A 14,237-nucleotide genomic window follows, 5' to 3' on the forward strand; every position below is an offset into this window, starting at 1 on the left:
ACCGTTCGACGCGGCAAGAAATGCCACAATCCTGAGCCGGGAACTCAGGTCAACAAAAACAGGGAACAGTTAAAATGATGATGGAAAAGTTTGCTCTACGCTCCCGCTTCTTGCTCGCGGGCGCGGCCATGTCCGCGCTGCTTCTGGCCGGTGCGCCTGCCTTCGCGGTCACGCCCGCCGACACGCTGGTCGAGGGTTTCGCCATCGACGACATCATCACCATGGATCCGGGCGAAGCATTCGAATTGTCGACCGCCGAGGTCACCGGCAACACCTATGATCTTCTGGTACGCCTCGACCTCAGCGACACATCCAAGGTCAAAGGCGATCTCGCCGAAAGCTGGAGCGTCTCCGACGACGGCCTGACCTACACGTTCAAGCTCAAGCCTGGCCTCAAATTCGCATCCGGCAATCCGATCACGGCGGCGGACGTCGCCTATTCGTTCGAGCGCGCCATCAAGCTCGACAAGAGCCCGGCCTTTATTATCGGCCAGTTCGGTATCGATGGCGGCAACGTCACCGAGAAGGCCAAGGCCGTTGATGACACGACGTTCCAGTTCACCGTCGACAAGGCCTATGCGCCGAGCTTCGTGCTGAACTGCCTGTCGGCGACGGTCGCCTCGGTCGTCGACGCCAAGCTGGTCAAGGAGCATGTCGCGGCGGTCACGCCGAGCGCCGACTACAAATGGGACAATGATTTCGGCAATGCCTGGCTGAAGACCGGCTATGCCGGCTCCGGTGCCTTCAAGCTGCGCGAATGGCGCGCCAACGAAGCCGTCGTCCTTGAGCGCAACGACAATTACTACGGCGAAAAAGCCAAGCTTGCCCGCGTCATCTATCGCAACATGAAGGAAAGTTCGGGCCAGCGCCTTGCGCTGGAAGCCGGCGACATCGACGTTGCCCGCAATCTCGAACCGAACGACCTCGATGCGATCGCCAAGAATGCCGACCTCACCACCACCAGCGCGCCGAAGGGCACGGTCTATTACATCAGCCTCAACCAGAAGAACCCGAACCTCGCCAAGCCCGAGGTTCGCCAGGCTTTCAAATATCTCGTCGACTACGACGCCTTGAGCTCGACCATCCTCAAGGGCATCGGCGAGATCCATCAGACCTTCCTGCCCAAGGGCGTGCTCGGCGAGCTGGACGAGAATCCGTTTAAGCTCGACGTCGCCAAGGCCAAGGAACTGCTCGCCAAGGCCGGCCTCGCCGACGGCTTCAGCGTCACCATGGACGTGCGTACCGGCCAGCCGACGACGGGCATGGCGGAATCGATCCAGCAGACGCTGGGACAGGCCGGCATCAAGCTGGAGATCATCCCCGGCGACGGCAAGCAGACGCTGACCAAATACCGCGCCCGCAACCACGACATCTATATCGGCCAGTGGGGCCAGGATTATTTCGATCCGAACTCCAACGCCCAGACCTTCGCCAGCAACCCCGACAATTCGGATGAAGGCAAGACCAAGACGCTGGCCTGGCGCAACGCCTGGGACATCCCGGACTTGACCAAGCAGACCGAAGCCGCCCTGCTCGAAAAGGACGCGGCCAAGCGCGCCGCAATGTACCAGGATCTCGAGAAGAAGATCCTCGATACCAGCCCCTTCGTCATCATTCACCAGCAGCTGGAAGTGGCCGGCCTGCGCAAGAACCTCAAGGGTTTTGCGCTCGGCCCGAGCTTTGACACCAACTTCGTCGGCCCCGTCTCGAAAGAGTGATGCCGGGGAGTGACGCCGGCGGACGCGCCGTATGAGTGTCGCTGAAACCGAGGTGACGGCAGGGCGCGGCGGCGCCCGCGCCGTTGCCGTGGCCTCATCTATCGCCCGGTTCCTGGTCATCGCGATAACGACCTATCTCGGTCTGCTCGCGGTGACCTTCTTCATCGGCCGCGTGATCCCGATCGACCCGGTGCTGGCGGTGCTCGGCGACCGGGCGCCGGCCAACGTCGTCGAACGCACGCGCCGTGAGATGGGCCTCGATTTGCCGCTGGTCGAGCAGTTCTACATCTATGTCAAACATGCCCTGAACGGTGATTTCGGCACCTCGGTGCTGACCACCAATCCGGTGATGACCGATATCCGCCGCGCCTTTCCGGCGACGCTCGAACTGGCGACATTGGGAACATTGATCGGTTCGGTGATCGGCGTGCCGCTTGGCGTGCTGGCCGCCGTGCGGCGCGGCAGCGTCATCGACCAGATCGTGCGCATCATCGGCCTTGTCGGCTATTCCGTGCCGATCTTCTGGCTGGGGCTGCTGGCGCTGGTGCTGTTCTACGCCAAGCTGCAATGGGTCGCCTTTCCCGGCCGGCTCGACGTCGTCTACGAATACACCTTCACGCCGATTACCGGCTTTTACCTGCTGGATGCGCTCTGGCAGCGGCAGTGGGACGTATTTGCCGATGCCTTCCGCCACATCATCCTGCCGGCCTCGCTACTCGGCTATTTCTCGCTCGCCTACATCAGCCGCATGACGCGCTCGTTCATGCTGAACGAACTCACCCAGGAATACATCGTCGCAGCGCGCGCCAAGGGCCTGTCGGAAACGCGCATCATCTGGGGTCACGCGCTGCGCAACGCCGCGGTGCCGATGGTCACGGTGATCGCTCTGTCCTATGCCGGGCTGCTCGAAGGCTCGGTGCTGACCGAGACAGTGTTTTCGTGGCCGGGCATCGGCCTCTACATCACCAACTCGCTGCAGAACGCGGACATGAATGCCGTGCTTGGCGGCACGATCATCATCGGCTCGGTCTTCATCGCCATCAATCTATTCTCCGACCTGCTCTACCGGCTGCTCGATCCAAGGACCAAGGCAGGATGAGGACCAAGACAGGATGAGCACGGAAGCGATTCAAACCCGCCGCGACTGGCTGCTCAGCGAACGGCCGGCGTCGCGCGTGCAGGCGAGGCTCGGCCGCGCCTATGTGGCGTGGCGGCGCTTTTCCGCCAACCGGCTGGCGTTTGCCGGCCTGCTCATCATCGTCGCCCTGCTGGTGGTCGCGGCATTCGCCGATGTGCTGGCGCCCTATTCGCCGACGTTCGGCGACCTCAAGGGCTCGCGGCTCCTGGCGCCGAGTGCGGCGCACTGGTTCGGCACCGACGATCTCGGCCGCGATATCTATTCGCGCATCATCTTCGGCTCGCGCTGGACACTCTACGTCGTCATTCTGGTTGCCATTATCGCCGCGCCCATCGGCTTGCTGGTCGGCACCGTCGCCGGTTACGCCGGCGGCTGGACCGATGCGATCCTGATGCGCATCACCGATATCTTCCTCGCCTTTCCGAAGCTGATCCTGGCGCTGGCCTTTGTCGCCGCGCTCGGCCCCGGCATCGAAAATGCCGTGCTTGCCATCGCCATCACCTCGTGGCCGCCCTATGCCCGCATTGCCCGCGCCGAAACGCTGACGGTGCGCAATTCCGATTACATCAAGGCGGTGCAATTGATGGGCGCCTCGCCGTTTCGCATCGTGCTTCGCCACATCATGCCGCTGTGCATCTCCTCGCTGATCATCAGGGTGACGCTCGACATGGCCGGCATCATCCTGACCGCGGCCGGCCTCGGCTTCCTCGGCCTCGGCGCGCAGCCGCCGCTGCCCGAATGGGGCGCGATGATCGCGTCGGGCCGCCGCTTCGTGCTCGACCAGTGGTGGGTTGCGGGCGCGCCGGGCTTTGCCATCCTCATCGTCAGCCTCGGCTTCAACCTGCTCGGCGACGGCCTGCGCGACGCGCTCGATCCCCGAAGCGGTGACCAATGAGTGGCGACCAATGAGCACGCTTCTCGAAGTCGACGACCTGCGCGTTACCTTCCCGACGCGCACCGGCCTGATCGAGGCAGTGCGCGGCGTTTCCTTCTCGCTCGGCCGCGAGCGGCTCGGCATCGTCGGCGAGAGCGGTTCGGGCAAGTCGCAGACCGGCCGCGCCATCATGGGCGTCACCCCGCCGCAGGCCGAGGTGACCGCGAAGACGCTCGCTTTTGACGGCATCGACCTGCTGGCCGCCTCGCCGCGCGAGCGCCGCGCGCTACGCGGCAAGCGTATCGCCATGATCCTGCAGGATCCGAAATATTCGCTCGACCCGGTGATGAGCATCGGCCGCCAGATCGTCGAGACGCTGCGCACGCATGAGAAGGTCTCCAAGGCCGAAGCCCGCGACCGCGCGCTGGCCATGCTGGAGGCTGTGCAGATCCGCGATCCGGCCCGTGTGTTCGACCTGCATCCGCACGAGGTTTCCGGCGGCATGGGCCAGCGCGCCATGATCGCCATGATGCTGATCGCCGGGCCGGAAATGATGATCGCCGACGAGCCGACCTCGGCACTCGACGTCACTGTCCAGCTCGACGTGCTCGGCATCCTCGACCGGCTGGTCAGCGAGCGCGGCATGGGGCTGATCTTCATCTCGCACGATCTGCGCCTGGTCTCGTCCTTCTGCGATCGTGTCATCGTCATGTATGCCGGCAAGGTGGTCGAACAGCTCAAAGCCTCGGAGCTCGGCCGCGCCCAGCATCCCTATACGCGCGGCCTGCTCAACTGCATGCCCAAGATCGGCGCCGACCGTCACCCGCTGCCGGTGCTCGACCGCAAGCCGGAGTGGGCAGCATGACGGCAGCGCTTTCCGTCGACAGGCTGGAGGTGGTCTTCGACCGCTTCCGCGCGTTGAAAGGCGTCAGCCTCGAGGTCGAATCCGGTGAATCCTTCGGCCTGGTCGGCGAGTCCGGCTCCGGCAAGTCGACGTTGCTCAGGGCAATCGCCGGCCTGGCGCCGGCCGCTTCGGGCACCATCGCGGTCAACGGCAAAACGCTCGGCGCGCGCCGCGACAAGGCGTTCTACCGCGAGGTGCAGATGGTCTTCCAGGACCCGTACGGTTCGCTGCACCCGCGCCAGACCGTCGACCGCCTGCTGCAGGAGCCGCTCGCCATTCACGGCTTCACCGACGGCGAAAAGCGCATCCAGCGGGCACTCGACGAGGTCGGCCTCGGCACCGGGTTCCGTTTTCGCTATTCGCATCAATTGTCCGGCGGTCAACGCCAGCGCGTGGCGATCGCCCGCGCCCTGATTCTGGAACCGTCGATCCTGCTGCTCGACGAGCCGACCTCGGCGCTCGACGCTTCGGTGCAGGCGGAGGTGCTGAACCTGCTGGAAGAGATCAGGCGCCGCCGCAAGCTGACCTTCCTGATGGTCAGCCACGACCTAGCCATCATCACCCACATGTGCGAACGGCTGATGGTGATGCAGAACGGCGAGGCGATGGAGAATCTGACCGCGGACGATCTTGTCGAACGCCGTGTCACCAAGGATTATACGCGCAATTTGCTGAGGGCCAGCGAGGGGTTCGTGCGGACGGCGTGAGTAGGCTTGCTTTCAATTCCCCGCGTCGTGTTCTTTCGCGCCCCCCTCTGGCCTGCCGGCCATCTCCCCCACGGGTGGGGAGATTGGCTGTCACCACTGATTTCGCCAATCGCCAACGTTATAGAAGGAACGCTGCCGACGAAGCTGCCAATCTCCCTCCTTGTGGGGGAGATGTCCGGCAGGACAGAGGGGGGCGCGAAGGAACGGGACTTGGCAACTTTGTGTCAGGTCGCCCGCCGGACGGGCAGGCCCAATCGCCCGCCGCCAGTGCCAACTTGAGGAAAACCTGAAATAAGCCCAGAAGAGTCTCAACAGCCATCAACGAGAGCGGGCGCCGGCCCGGTGAGGGATACGATGACAAATTCAGCCATTTCCGAACGCAAGAGCCAGTCGATTTCGCGCGGCGTCGGCATGACCACTCAGATCTATGCCGATCGCGCCGAAAACTCGGAGATCTGGGATGTGGAAGGCCGCCGCTATATCGATTTTTCGTCCGGCATCGCCGTCGTCAACACCGGCCACCGTCACCCCAGGGTGATCGAAGCGGTCAAGGCGCAGCTCGACCGCTTCACCCACACCTGCTATCAGGTCGTGCCCTATGAGAGCTATATCAGGCTGGCCGAACGGCTGAATGGCATGCTGCCCGGCAAGTTCGACAAGAAGACGATCTTCGTCACCACCGGCGCCGAGGCGGTCGAGAACGCGATCAAGATTGCGCGCAACGCCACCGGCCGGCCGGCGGTCATCGCTTTTTCCGGCGGCTTTCACGGCCGCACCTTCATGGGCATGGCACTCACCGGCAAGGTCGTGCCCTACAAGGTCGGCTTCGGCGCCATGCCGGCGGATGTCTTCCATGCGCCGTTCCCGGTTGCACTGCACGGCGTGTCGGTCGCCGATTCGCTGGCTGCGCTCGACCGGCTGTTCAAGGCCGACGTCGATCCGGCCCGCGTCGCCGCGATCATCGTCGAGCCGGTGCAGGGCGAGGGCGGCTTCTACGAGGCGCCGCGCGACTTCATGACCGCATTGCGCAAGATCTGCGATCAGCACGGCATGCTGCTGATTGCCGACGAGGTGCAGACCGGCTTTGCCCGCACCGGCAAGATGTTTGCCATGGACCACCACGAGGTGGCGGCCGACATCACCACCATGGCCAAGAGCCTGGCCGGCGGCTTCCCGTTGGCGGCGGTCACCGGGCGCGCCGAGATCATGGATGCGCCGAACCCCGGCGGACTCGGCGGCACCTATGGCGGCAGCCCGATCGGCGTCGCCGCGGCGCATGCCGTGCTCGACGTCATCGACGAGGAGAAGCTCTGCGACCGGGCCAACACGCTGGGCAACCGTCTGAAGCAGCGCCTGCAATCGATCCGCGACGAAGCGCCGGAGATCGTCGATATCAGAGGCCCCGGCTTCATGAACGCGGTCGAGTTCAACGATGTGGCGAAGGGCCTGCCGTCTCCGGAACTCGCCAATGCGGTCCGGCTAAAGGCGCTCGACAAGGGCCTGATCCTGCTCACCTGCGGCGTCTACGGCAACGTCATCCGCTTCCTCGCGCCGATCACCATCCAGGATGGCGTCATGAACGAGGCGCTCGACATTCTGGAAAGTTCGATCCGCGAGACCCGCGCCGCCTGAGCGGCGAGGATATCGCCTAGGATTCAACTGCGGCGAAGGCCGAGATAGGTGGCAAGCCGCCGTTCAACGCCCTATGCGAGCACGAAATTCGGCAGTCGAATTGGTGCGTGGAAACGGTTCGGAAGGCAACTGTACACCGAGAAAGGCACAAAGCGGCTCCCACCCTTCGGAGGCCTGATAAGTAAGAAGGCGTTCAGGTGGCAGCGTTGATTTCACGGAAGCGTTATGTGCTTCATAGACAGCGATTGCGTGATCACGGTTATCAAATCGACCGCCAAAGACAGTGTTTCCAACCACCGCCACACCAAAGGACTGTGGATCATTGGTAGCAGCATCCATCGTGAGCCCTATTGTTTGCGCCATGCTGTCATACCAGGCTTCCGGGTCACGAACTGTCAGGATAACCTTTGCATGAGGGTAGTGGTCACTCACTTCGCGCCAAAAATGCGCCGTTGGCCAATCGACCGCGGAAAGATAGCCGGCATATGCCGCATCCCAGGTCGGGAGTTGTCCCTGTCCGGCGGCGCGCCACAGCGCCTTCTGCTCGGGATTGGCGTGGACATCTGCCATGTGATGACACGGCCCGAACCCAAGATGCTCCAAGGCGAGCTTCAGCGAATATGTGCCAGTGCGACCCATGCCTGCGCCAATGACATATAGAGCCATGAGCACCCCCCGACGATTTCAATTGGTCAAAATACCGCTGTTTCCTTTACTTCGCTATATGTTTTGAAGGTCAGCTCCCGGTCGAACTCGGTCATTCAGGGTGATTGGGTTTGATCTTATCCCGCAGCGCGGACAGGCTCTCCTTCCTGGAAGGCGGCGAGCGCCGCCTTCAGCCCGTCGGGCCCGGTCGCGACAATCTGCGGCGGCGGCGAAAAGCCGGCGCCGAGCATCTTGCGGCCAAGCATGTGGTCGCCGGGCCGGTTGACCGATTCGATGCCGAGCAGCCGGCTTCCGGCATAGTGGTAGATGGAGAATTTGTTCTCGACCACGTCGCCCAGCACGACATGGCTGTCGCCACCCGCAATCAGGCCGACCATCTGCAGCTTCATGTCACCGATATCGGACCAGAACCACGGCACTGCCGAGTAATTGTCGGTGTGGCCGACGATGGTGCGCGCGGCGAGCCGCGCCTGGTCAGTGGCGTTCTGTACCGATTCCAGCCGCACATCGCCGCCGGTGAACCAGTGCCGGTAGGAGGCGGCATCGCCGATGGCGAGGATTTCCGGCACCGACGTACGCATCTGCTGGTCGACGTGGATGCCGTTGCCGATGGCAATGCCGGCGGCTTCGGCCAGTTCGACATTCGGCACGACGCCGATGCCGATGACGACCATCTGCGCCGGCAATCTTTCGCCGGATGAGGTGATTGCAGCCGAAACACGGCCGTTCTCGTCCTCCAGCCGTTCGATGGTGGTGCCGGTAAGGATGCGCACACCGGTGGCCTCCAGCCGCTGGCGCACATGGCCGGCGATGACCGGTGCCACGGCGCGGCCGAGCAGCCGGTCGACCGCCTCGACCACCGTAACCTTGCGGCCTGCCGCGGTGAGCGTCGCGGCAATCTCCAGGCCGATGAAGCCGCCGCCGAGGATGACGACCTCCTCGCTTTGCGCGCTCAATTCGCGGATCAGGCGGGCATCGCCGAGCGAGCGCAGCGACACAACGCCGGAAAGCTCCGAACCCGGCAGCGGCAGCAGGCGCGGCCGCGCGCCGGTGGCGAGGATCAGCCGGTCAAACGGCAACACACCGCCGCCCGATATCTCCAGCCTGCGGCCGCCTACGTCGATCCGCTCGACCCGGATGCCTGGCCGGAAGTCGATGGCGCTGCCGGTATAAAAAGCCTCGCCGCGCAACGGCTGCGGCTTTGCTTGCTGATCCTTGATGAAGGTCTTCGACAGCGGCGGCTTGTGGTAGGGCAATTCGTTTTCGTCGCCGACCAGGATCACCGGGCCGTCATAGCCTTCTTCGCGCAGGCTGGCGGCCGCTTGCACGCCCGCATGACCCGCACCGACAATGACGACCCCGTTCTTCATAACAGCCCGATTCCTCATCCAAATCTAGGACGTCTCGCCAGGTGGCGATTGTCCGGCGCCGCCGCAAGAGCGCCGATCCGGGTCGCACCCGGAACGGCCGCCTGTCAACTGCGTCATGCGCCGGCATTCCTCATACGTCGGTGTTAAAGTTGACAGTTATAGTTTAGAATAATTCTAAACTATTGTTTCAATTGAATTTTTTCTACGCCACCAGTTGACATCCGGCGTCTTCGCCGTTTTATGGAAGCTCGCGCGTCAGCGCATCCCTTTGATGTCTGGGCCTTGAACCCTTTCGATTGGAGGCATTTCGGTGTCTTTCTTCCGCGAACCGCGCGATGGCGCGACCCTTCTTTGCCCGCTGGCACTGCCCGCCGCGGCGTCGGCATTTCATTGATTCCCGAGGAGAGACAATCATGAGAACGATGATCACGGCGCGGTATGGCGGCAGGCTTGCGGCGATCGGCGCCACCGCGATGCTGACGGCGGCCGTGTTCGTGCTGCCGGCCAAGGCGCAAACCGATGCCAAGGCGGTCATCAAGACCTATTCCGACATTGCACTCGCCAAATACGAGGATTCGCTGATCGCGGCCGAGGCGCTCGACAAGGCTGTCGATGCGCTGCTCGCCAAGCCATCTGCCGAAACGCTGAACGCCGCCCGCGAGGCCTGGAAGGCATCGCGCGTTCCCTATCAGCAGACCGAGGTCTATCGCTTCGGCAATGCCATCGTCGATGACTGGGAAGGCAAGGTGAACTCCTGGCCGCTCGACGAAGGCTTGATCGACTATGTCGCCAAGAGCTACGGCACCGAGTCGGACGCCAACGCGCTCTACACCGCCAATGTGATCGCCAACAAGTCGATCGAGATCAACGGCAAGAAGGTCGACGCCACCGACCTGACGCCGGAGTTCCTCTCCGGCACCCTGCAGGAGGCCGGCGGTATCGAGGCCAATGTGGCGACCGGCTATCACGCGATCGAATTCCTGCTTTGGGGTCAGGACCTGCACGGCACCGGTCCGGGCGCCGGCGAACGGCCCTACACCGATTACGACCTCGCCAATTGCACCGGCGGCAATTGCGACCGCCGCGGACAGTATCTGAAATCGGCGAGCGACCTTCTGGTTTCCGATCTAAAGGATATGGTCGACGACTGGAAGGCGGGCGGCGCCGCCCGCAAGAACCTTGTCGATGGCGAGCCGAACGCCGCCATTTCGACCATCTTCACCGGCATGGGCTCGCTGTCCTATGGCGAGCTCGCCGGAGAGCGGATGAAGCTCGGCCTCTTGTTGCACGACCCGGAAGAGGAGCACGATTGCTTCTCCGACAATACCTACAACTCCCATCTTTACGATGCGATCGGCATCCGTGCCGCCTATCACGGCAGCTACAAGCGGCTCGACGGCACTGTCGTCGAGGGGCCGTCGGTGGCCGACATGGTCAAGGCGGCCGACCCGGCGGTTGACAAGGAATTGTCGGACAAACTGGACGTCACCGTCGCCAAGATGGAGGCCGTCAAGGCGCGGGCGCTTGCCGGCGAGGCCTATGACCAGCAGATCGGAGAAGGCAACACGGAAGGCAATGCCACTGTGCAGGCGGCGATCGACGCGCTGGTCGATCAGACCAAATCGATCGAACGCGCCGTCGGTACCCTGAAGCTCAATGCGATAGCCTTCGAGGGCTCGGACAGCCTCGATTCACCGGACAAGGTGTTCCAATAGACTATCGAAACCACCAGCCACGCGACGCAGCGAAGCGCCGTTAGCCAGAGCGACAAAATGCTGATCTGCCATTGCAACATCATCACCGAAAAGGAGATAGAGCAGACGATCGTCGGGCTGCTGGATGAGGACCCCTGGCAGCTGATCGTGCCGGCGAAGGTCTATCACGCCATGCACAAGCGCGGTCGCTGTTGCGGCTGCTTCCCAAATGTGGTCGAAACGATCATTCGGGTCACCGAAAATTACCATGCCCGCTCGGCGGCGAGTGGCGTGGACATCGTTTCACACCTGGATCGCGTCAGAGGCCTGCGCGTCCAATACGGGAGCAGAACCCATGAAAGGCGAACAGCAGATCATAGAGCGGCTTAACGAGGCTCTGTTTCTGGAACTTGGGGCGGTCAATCAATACTGGGTGCATTTCCGGCTGCTGGAAGACTGGGGATACGCCAAGCTAGCGAAAAAGGAACGCGCTGAATCGATCGAGGAAATGCACCATGCCGACCGGCTTGTGGCGCGCATCATCTTCCTCGAGGGCCATCCGAACCTGCAGTCCGTGGCGCCGCTGCGCATCGGGCAGAATGTCAAGGAAGTGCTCGAATCCGATCTTGCCGGCGAATATGACGCGCGCACCGCCTACAAGCGTTCGCGCGAGGTTTGTAACGAAGCAGGCGACTACGTGACGATGAAGCTGTTCGAGGAATTGCTGGCTGACGAGGAAGGTCACATCGACTTTCTCGAGACGCAACTCGACCTGCTCGCCTCGATCGGCGAAGAAAAGTACGGTCAACTCAACGCAGCGTCGGCCGACGAGGCGGAATAAGGACATGCCGGAATGCGGCGCCCCCTAGATTTCATGCGCCGCTTGCGGCCGGCCGAGCATTGTGGCCTGCCGCCTCAAAAGAAGCCGCGATACGGTATCCTTCGCGGCGCCTTTCTTGCCGTGGTGGCGACGCTCACAGCCTCGGCGCTGGCCGGGGCGCCGCAACCGGCGGGGCTTGCCACCAGCCGCACGGATCTGACGCCGAAGGATCTGGCGCGCGTCATCGCCATCACCAGGCCGACCAGCGATTTCTCCAAGCCCGAGCAATTCGAGCTGATGCAGGGCGGCGCCGGCACCTCGAAGAAGGACGTCAACAAGGACGCCTTCTCGCAATCCTCCGCCAACATCAGCTTCGAGGAAGAGGGTACCTTCAAGCTCGGCAATGCCATTTTCCGCAAGAACTGGGTGTCCTCGCCATCCTCGACACAAGCCTCGGATGGGCTCGGTCCGCTGTTCAACGAGCGCGCCTGCCAGAACTGTCATCTGAAGGACGGTCGCGGCCATCCGCCCGAAGGCGACAGCGGCACCACCTCGATGTTCCTGCGCCTGGCAAGGGAAGCCAGTACCGAGGAGGAGAAAGCCGCGCTCGCCGATCACAAGGTGCTCAACTTTCCCGACCCGGTCTATGGCACGCAGCTGCAGGAATTGGCCGTTCCCGGCCTGCAGGGCGAAGGCAGGATGCATGTCGACTATCAGGACGAGAAGGTGAAATTGGCGGACGGCAGCACGGTGTCGCTGCGCAAGCCGAGCTATTCGGTCGACGGTCTCGCCTACGGGCCGCTCGATCCGCACACCACACTGTCGCCGCGCATGACACCGCCGATGATCGGTCTTGGCCTGGTCGAGCAGATCGCTCCTGCCGACATCCTTGCGCGTGCCGATGCGGCCGACCGCGATGGTGACGGGATTTCCGGCAGGCCAAACATAATACGCGACGCCAGCAGCGGTGAACTGACGCTCGGCCGTTTCGGCTGGAAGGCGCAGGCGGCATCGATCCGCCAGCAATCGGCGGACGCTTTTGCCGGCGATATCGGCATTTCGACGCCTGAGGTGCCGAAGCACTGGGGCGATTGCAGCGCCGCGGAAAAGACCTGCCTTGCCCTACCTAACGGTGTACAGGAGCGCCTCGGTCCGGTCGAAGCGCCGCCGCCGGTCATGGACCTCGTGACCTTCTATTCGCAAAACCTTGCTGTGCCGGCCCGGCGCGATCTCGACAGACCGGACGTGCTCGCCGGCAAAAAACTGTTCTACGATATGGGCTGCATCTCCTGCCATACGCCGAAATTTGTCACCCGTCGCGGCACCCCGAACAAGGCGCAGGCCTTCCAGCTGATCTGGCCTTATTCCGATTTCCTGCTGCATGACATGGGACCCGGTCTTGCCGACGGACAGGCGGTGGGCGAGGCCACGGGAAGCGAATGGCGCACGCCGCCACTGTGGGGCATCGGGCTCACCCAGACCGTCAGCGGCAACACCTTCTTCCTGCATGACGGGCGCGCACGAAGCCTGGCCGAGGCGATTCTGTGGCATGGCGGCGAGGGCCAGAAGGCGCGTGACCGCTTTGCCGCTGCCGATGCCGCCGACCGCGCCGCGCTGATCAAGTTTCTGGAGTCGCTCTGATGCGGAAGCGTCTTGCATTCGCTCTGATGCTGGTCCTCGCCGGTGCGCTGCCGGCATCCGCGGCGGTGAAGGCTTCGGATGTGATCCAGCGGGCGATCGACGGCTTCGTCCGCCCGGCCTATGCCAGACTGCATGACCATGCGGACAGCTTGGCCAAGACCATGCACGCGCTTTGCCAAGCGCCCTCGCGAGACAATCTCGATGCGGCACGCGCCGAGTTCGCCGGTGTCGTGGATGCCTGGTCGGTGGTGGAAATCATCCGTTTCGGGCCGATCGCGGAAAACAACCGGCTTGAGCGCATGCTGTTTTGGCCGGACCGCAAGAGCATCGGCCTGAAGCAGGTGCAGGCGGCACTTGCCGGCAAGGATCCGACAGCCGCCGATCCGGCCCAGCTGGCTACAAAGAGCGTCGCCATGCAAGGGCTCGGCGCACTGGAATTCGTCCTCTACGGCGACGGAGCCGGTCAATTGGTCGGCAGGGACGACGCCTATCGCTGCGCCTACGGTGCGGCCATTGCCGGCAATGTCGAGACGATTGCCGGCGAGGTTGGCGATGCCTGGAACGAGCCCAACGGCTTTGCCGCGCTCTGGGCCAATCCGGGTCCGCAGAACGCGCTCTACCACGACGGAACTGAAGCGGTGACCGAACTGGTCGGCGTCTTCATCAACGAGCTGGAAATGGTCCGCGACGTACGCCTGAAAGGCTTCCTGGGCGCCAAGCCGGAGGCCGACAAACCGAAACAGGCGATCTATTGGCGCTCGCAAAACACCGCCCGCTCGCTGACCGGGAATCTGGCGGGCATGGACACGCTGTTCCAGGCCTCGCAGCTTGGCGACGCGCTGCCGGCCGATGCGCGCTGGATGGCAGAATCGGTCCACATCCAGCTCACCAACGGGATCGAGGCGGCCAAGGCGATCAGGGGACCGATCGACAAGGCACTTGCCGATCCGGCGCTGCGCCAGAAGCTCGACTATTTCTCGCTGGTGACATCCAGCCTGACGACCCTGATCGGCACCAGGCTGACCGCCGAATTCGGCCTGACCGCCGGGTTCTCGTCATTGGATGGCGACTGA

At 63.3% G+C, this 14,237-nt stretch carries 13 protein-coding genes; 11 read left to right on the forward strand and 2 right to left on the reverse strand.

Annotated elements, in window-relative coordinates:
• Nucleotides 1-74: 74 nt before the first annotated feature.
• From NKH16_RS12390 to NKH16_RS12415, 6 genes are all read left to right on the forward strand, one after another.
• Nucleotides 75-1,718 carry an ABC transporter substrate-binding protein gene (locus NKH16_RS12390; RefSeq protein WP_352899615.1) on the forward strand — a complete coding sequence of 548 codons (1,644 nt, stop codon included), beginning with the start codon at nucleotides 75-77 and terminating at the stop codon, nucleotides 1,716-1,718.
• Between the two features lie 31 nt (nucleotides 1,719-1,749).
• A complete protein-coding gene (locus tag NKH16_RS12395) occupies nucleotides 1,750-2,817 on the forward strand; it encodes an ABC transporter permease (protein WP_352899618.1) in 1,068 nt (355 codons plus the stop codon).
• A 13-nt stretch (nucleotides 2,818-2,830) separates the two neighbouring features.
• Nucleotides 2,831-3,751 (forward strand): nickel transporter permease, encoded by a 921-nt coding sequence (nikC, locus tag NKH16_RS12400; RefSeq protein WP_352448584.1) that lies wholly within the window; start codon nucleotides 2,831-2,833, stop codon nucleotides 3,749-3,751.
• 10 nt (nucleotides 3,752-3,761) lie between these two features.
• Nucleotides 3,762-4,595, forward strand: a complete 834-nt coding sequence (locus NKH16_RS12405) for an ABC transporter ATP-binding protein (RefSeq protein ID WP_254816190.1) — start codon at nucleotides 3,762-3,764, stop codon at nucleotides 4,593-4,595.
• Nucleotides 4,592-5,341: an ABC transporter ATP-binding protein gene (locus NKH16_RS12410; RefSeq protein WP_352470049.1), complete on the forward strand. Its 750-nt coding sequence runs from the start codon at nucleotides 4,592-4,594 to the stop codon at nucleotides 5,339-5,341. Before NKH16_RS12405 ends, NKH16_RS12410 begins: the two co-directional genes overlap by 4 nt.
• A gap of 354 nt (nucleotides 5,342-5,695) precedes the next feature.
• Entirely contained in the window at nucleotides 5,696-6,973 is a 1,278-nt protein-coding gene (locus NKH16_RS12415; protein ID WP_352899623.1) for a 4-aminobutyrate--2-oxoglutarate transaminase, read from the forward strand.
• 63 nt (nucleotides 6,974-7,036) lie between these two features.
• On the opposite strand, the gene NKH16_RS12420 is transcribed toward NKH16_RS12415, so the two are convergent.
• The gene (locus NKH16_RS12420; protein ID WP_084643033.1) at nucleotides 7,037-7,639 is read right to left on the reverse strand and encodes a sulfotransferase family protein; all 603 of its coding nucleotides are present in this window, start codon (nucleotides 7,637-7,639) and stop codon (nucleotides 7,037-7,039) included.
• A gap of 116 nt (nucleotides 7,640-7,755) precedes the next feature.
• A complete protein-coding gene (locus NKH16_RS12425) occupies nucleotides 7,756-9,009 on the reverse strand; it encodes an NAD(P)/FAD-dependent oxidoreductase (protein ID WP_352899626.1) in 1,254 nt (417 codons plus the stop codon).
• A gap of 422 nt (nucleotides 9,010-9,431) precedes the next feature.
• Here NKH16_RS12425 and NKH16_RS12430 point away from each other — a divergent pair, with 422 nt between their 5' ends.
• From NKH16_RS12430 to NKH16_RS12450, 5 genes are read left to right on the forward strand one after another with little or no spacing between them, the layout of a single operon-like run.
• Complete coding sequence (locus NKH16_RS12430) at nucleotides 9,432-10,724, forward strand: imelysin family protein (protein ID WP_502911695.1); 1,293 nt, start codon at nucleotides 9,432-9,434, stop codon at nucleotides 10,722-10,724.
• Between the two features lie 57 nt (nucleotides 10,725-10,781).
• Nucleotides 10,782-11,093: a (2Fe-2S)-binding protein gene (locus NKH16_RS12435; RefSeq protein ID WP_023676882.1), complete on the forward strand. Its 312-nt coding sequence runs from the start codon at nucleotides 10,782-10,784 to the stop codon at nucleotides 11,091-11,093.
• The gene (bfr, locus tag NKH16_RS12440; RefSeq protein WP_023676883.1) at nucleotides 11,059-11,544 is read left to right on the forward strand and encodes a bacterioferritin; all 486 of its coding nucleotides are present in this window, start codon (nucleotides 11,059-11,061) and stop codon (nucleotides 11,542-11,544) included. Before NKH16_RS12435 ends, bfr begins: the two co-directional genes overlap by 35 nt.
• A gap of 12 nt (nucleotides 11,545-11,556) precedes the next feature.
• Nucleotides 11,557-13,164: a di-heme oxidoreductase family protein gene (locus tag NKH16_RS12445; protein ID WP_352899629.1), complete on the forward strand. Its 1,608-nt coding sequence runs from the start codon at nucleotides 11,557-11,559 to the stop codon at nucleotides 13,162-13,164.
• Nucleotides 13,164-14,237, forward strand: a complete 1,074-nt coding sequence (locus tag NKH16_RS12450; protein ID WP_352448590.1) for an imelysin family protein — start codon at nucleotides 13,164-13,166, stop codon at nucleotides 14,235-14,237. The genes NKH16_RS12445 and NKH16_RS12450 overlap by 1 nt, the downstream gene beginning before the upstream one ends.

Origin of the sequence: Mesorhizobium sp. M1307, assembly GCF_040318155.1 — a bacterium.
Taxonomy (GTDB): Bacteria; Pseudomonadota; Alphaproteobacteria; order Rhizobiales; family Rhizobiaceae; genus Mesorhizobium.

Excerpts from the sequence above, each read along its gene's own strand:
- NKH16_RS12405 (WP_254816190.1), top strand. The coding sequence starts at position 3,762 with ATGAGCACGCTTCTCGAAGTCGACGACCTGCGCGTTACCTTCCCGACG.
- NKH16_RS12410 (WP_352470049.1), top strand. The coding sequence starts at position 4,592 with ATGACGGCAGCGCTTTCCGTCGACAGGCTGGAGGTGGTCTTCGACCGC.
- NKH16_RS12445 (WP_352899629.1), top strand. The coding sequence starts at position 11,557 with ATGCGGCGCCCCCTAGATTTCATGCGCCGCTTGCGGCCGGCCGAGCAT.
- NKH16_RS12450 (WP_352448590.1), top strand. The coding sequence starts at position 13,164 with ATGCGGAAGCGTCTTGCATTCGCTCTGATGCTGGTCCTCGCCGGTGCG.
- NKH16_RS12430 (WP_502911695.1), top strand. The coding sequence starts at position 9,432 with ATGATCACGGCGCGGTATGGCGGCAGGCTTGCGGCGATCGGCGCCACC.
- NKH16_RS12415 (WP_352899623.1), top strand. The coding sequence starts at position 5,696 with ATGACAAATTCAGCCATTTCCGAACGCAAGAGCCAGTCGATTTCGCGC.
- NKH16_RS12420 (WP_084643033.1), bottom strand. The coding sequence starts at position 7,639 with ATGGCTCTATATGTCATTGGCGCAGGCATGGGTCGCACTGGCACATAT.
- nikC (WP_352448584.1), top strand. The coding sequence starts at position 2,831 with ATGAGCACGGAAGCGATTCAAACCCGCCGCGACTGGCTGCTCAGCGAA.
- bfr (WP_023676883.1), top strand. The coding sequence starts at position 11,059 with ATGAAAGGCGAACAGCAGATCATAGAGCGGCTTAACGAGGCTCTGTTT.
- NKH16_RS12425 (WP_352899626.1), bottom strand. The coding sequence starts at position 9,009 with ATGAAGAACGGGGTCGTCATTGTCGGTGCGGGTCATGCGGGCGTGCAA.
- NKH16_RS12395 (WP_352899618.1), top strand. The coding sequence starts at position 1,750 with ATGAGTGTCGCTGAAACCGAGGTGACGGCAGGGCGCGGCGGCGCCCGC.
- NKH16_RS12435 (WP_023676882.1), top strand. The coding sequence starts at position 10,782 with ATGCTGATCTGCCATTGCAACATCATCACCGAAAAGGAGATAGAGCAG.
- NKH16_RS12390 (WP_352899615.1), top strand. The coding sequence starts at position 75 with ATGATGATGGAAAAGTTTGCTCTACGCTCCCGCTTCTTGCTCGCGGGC.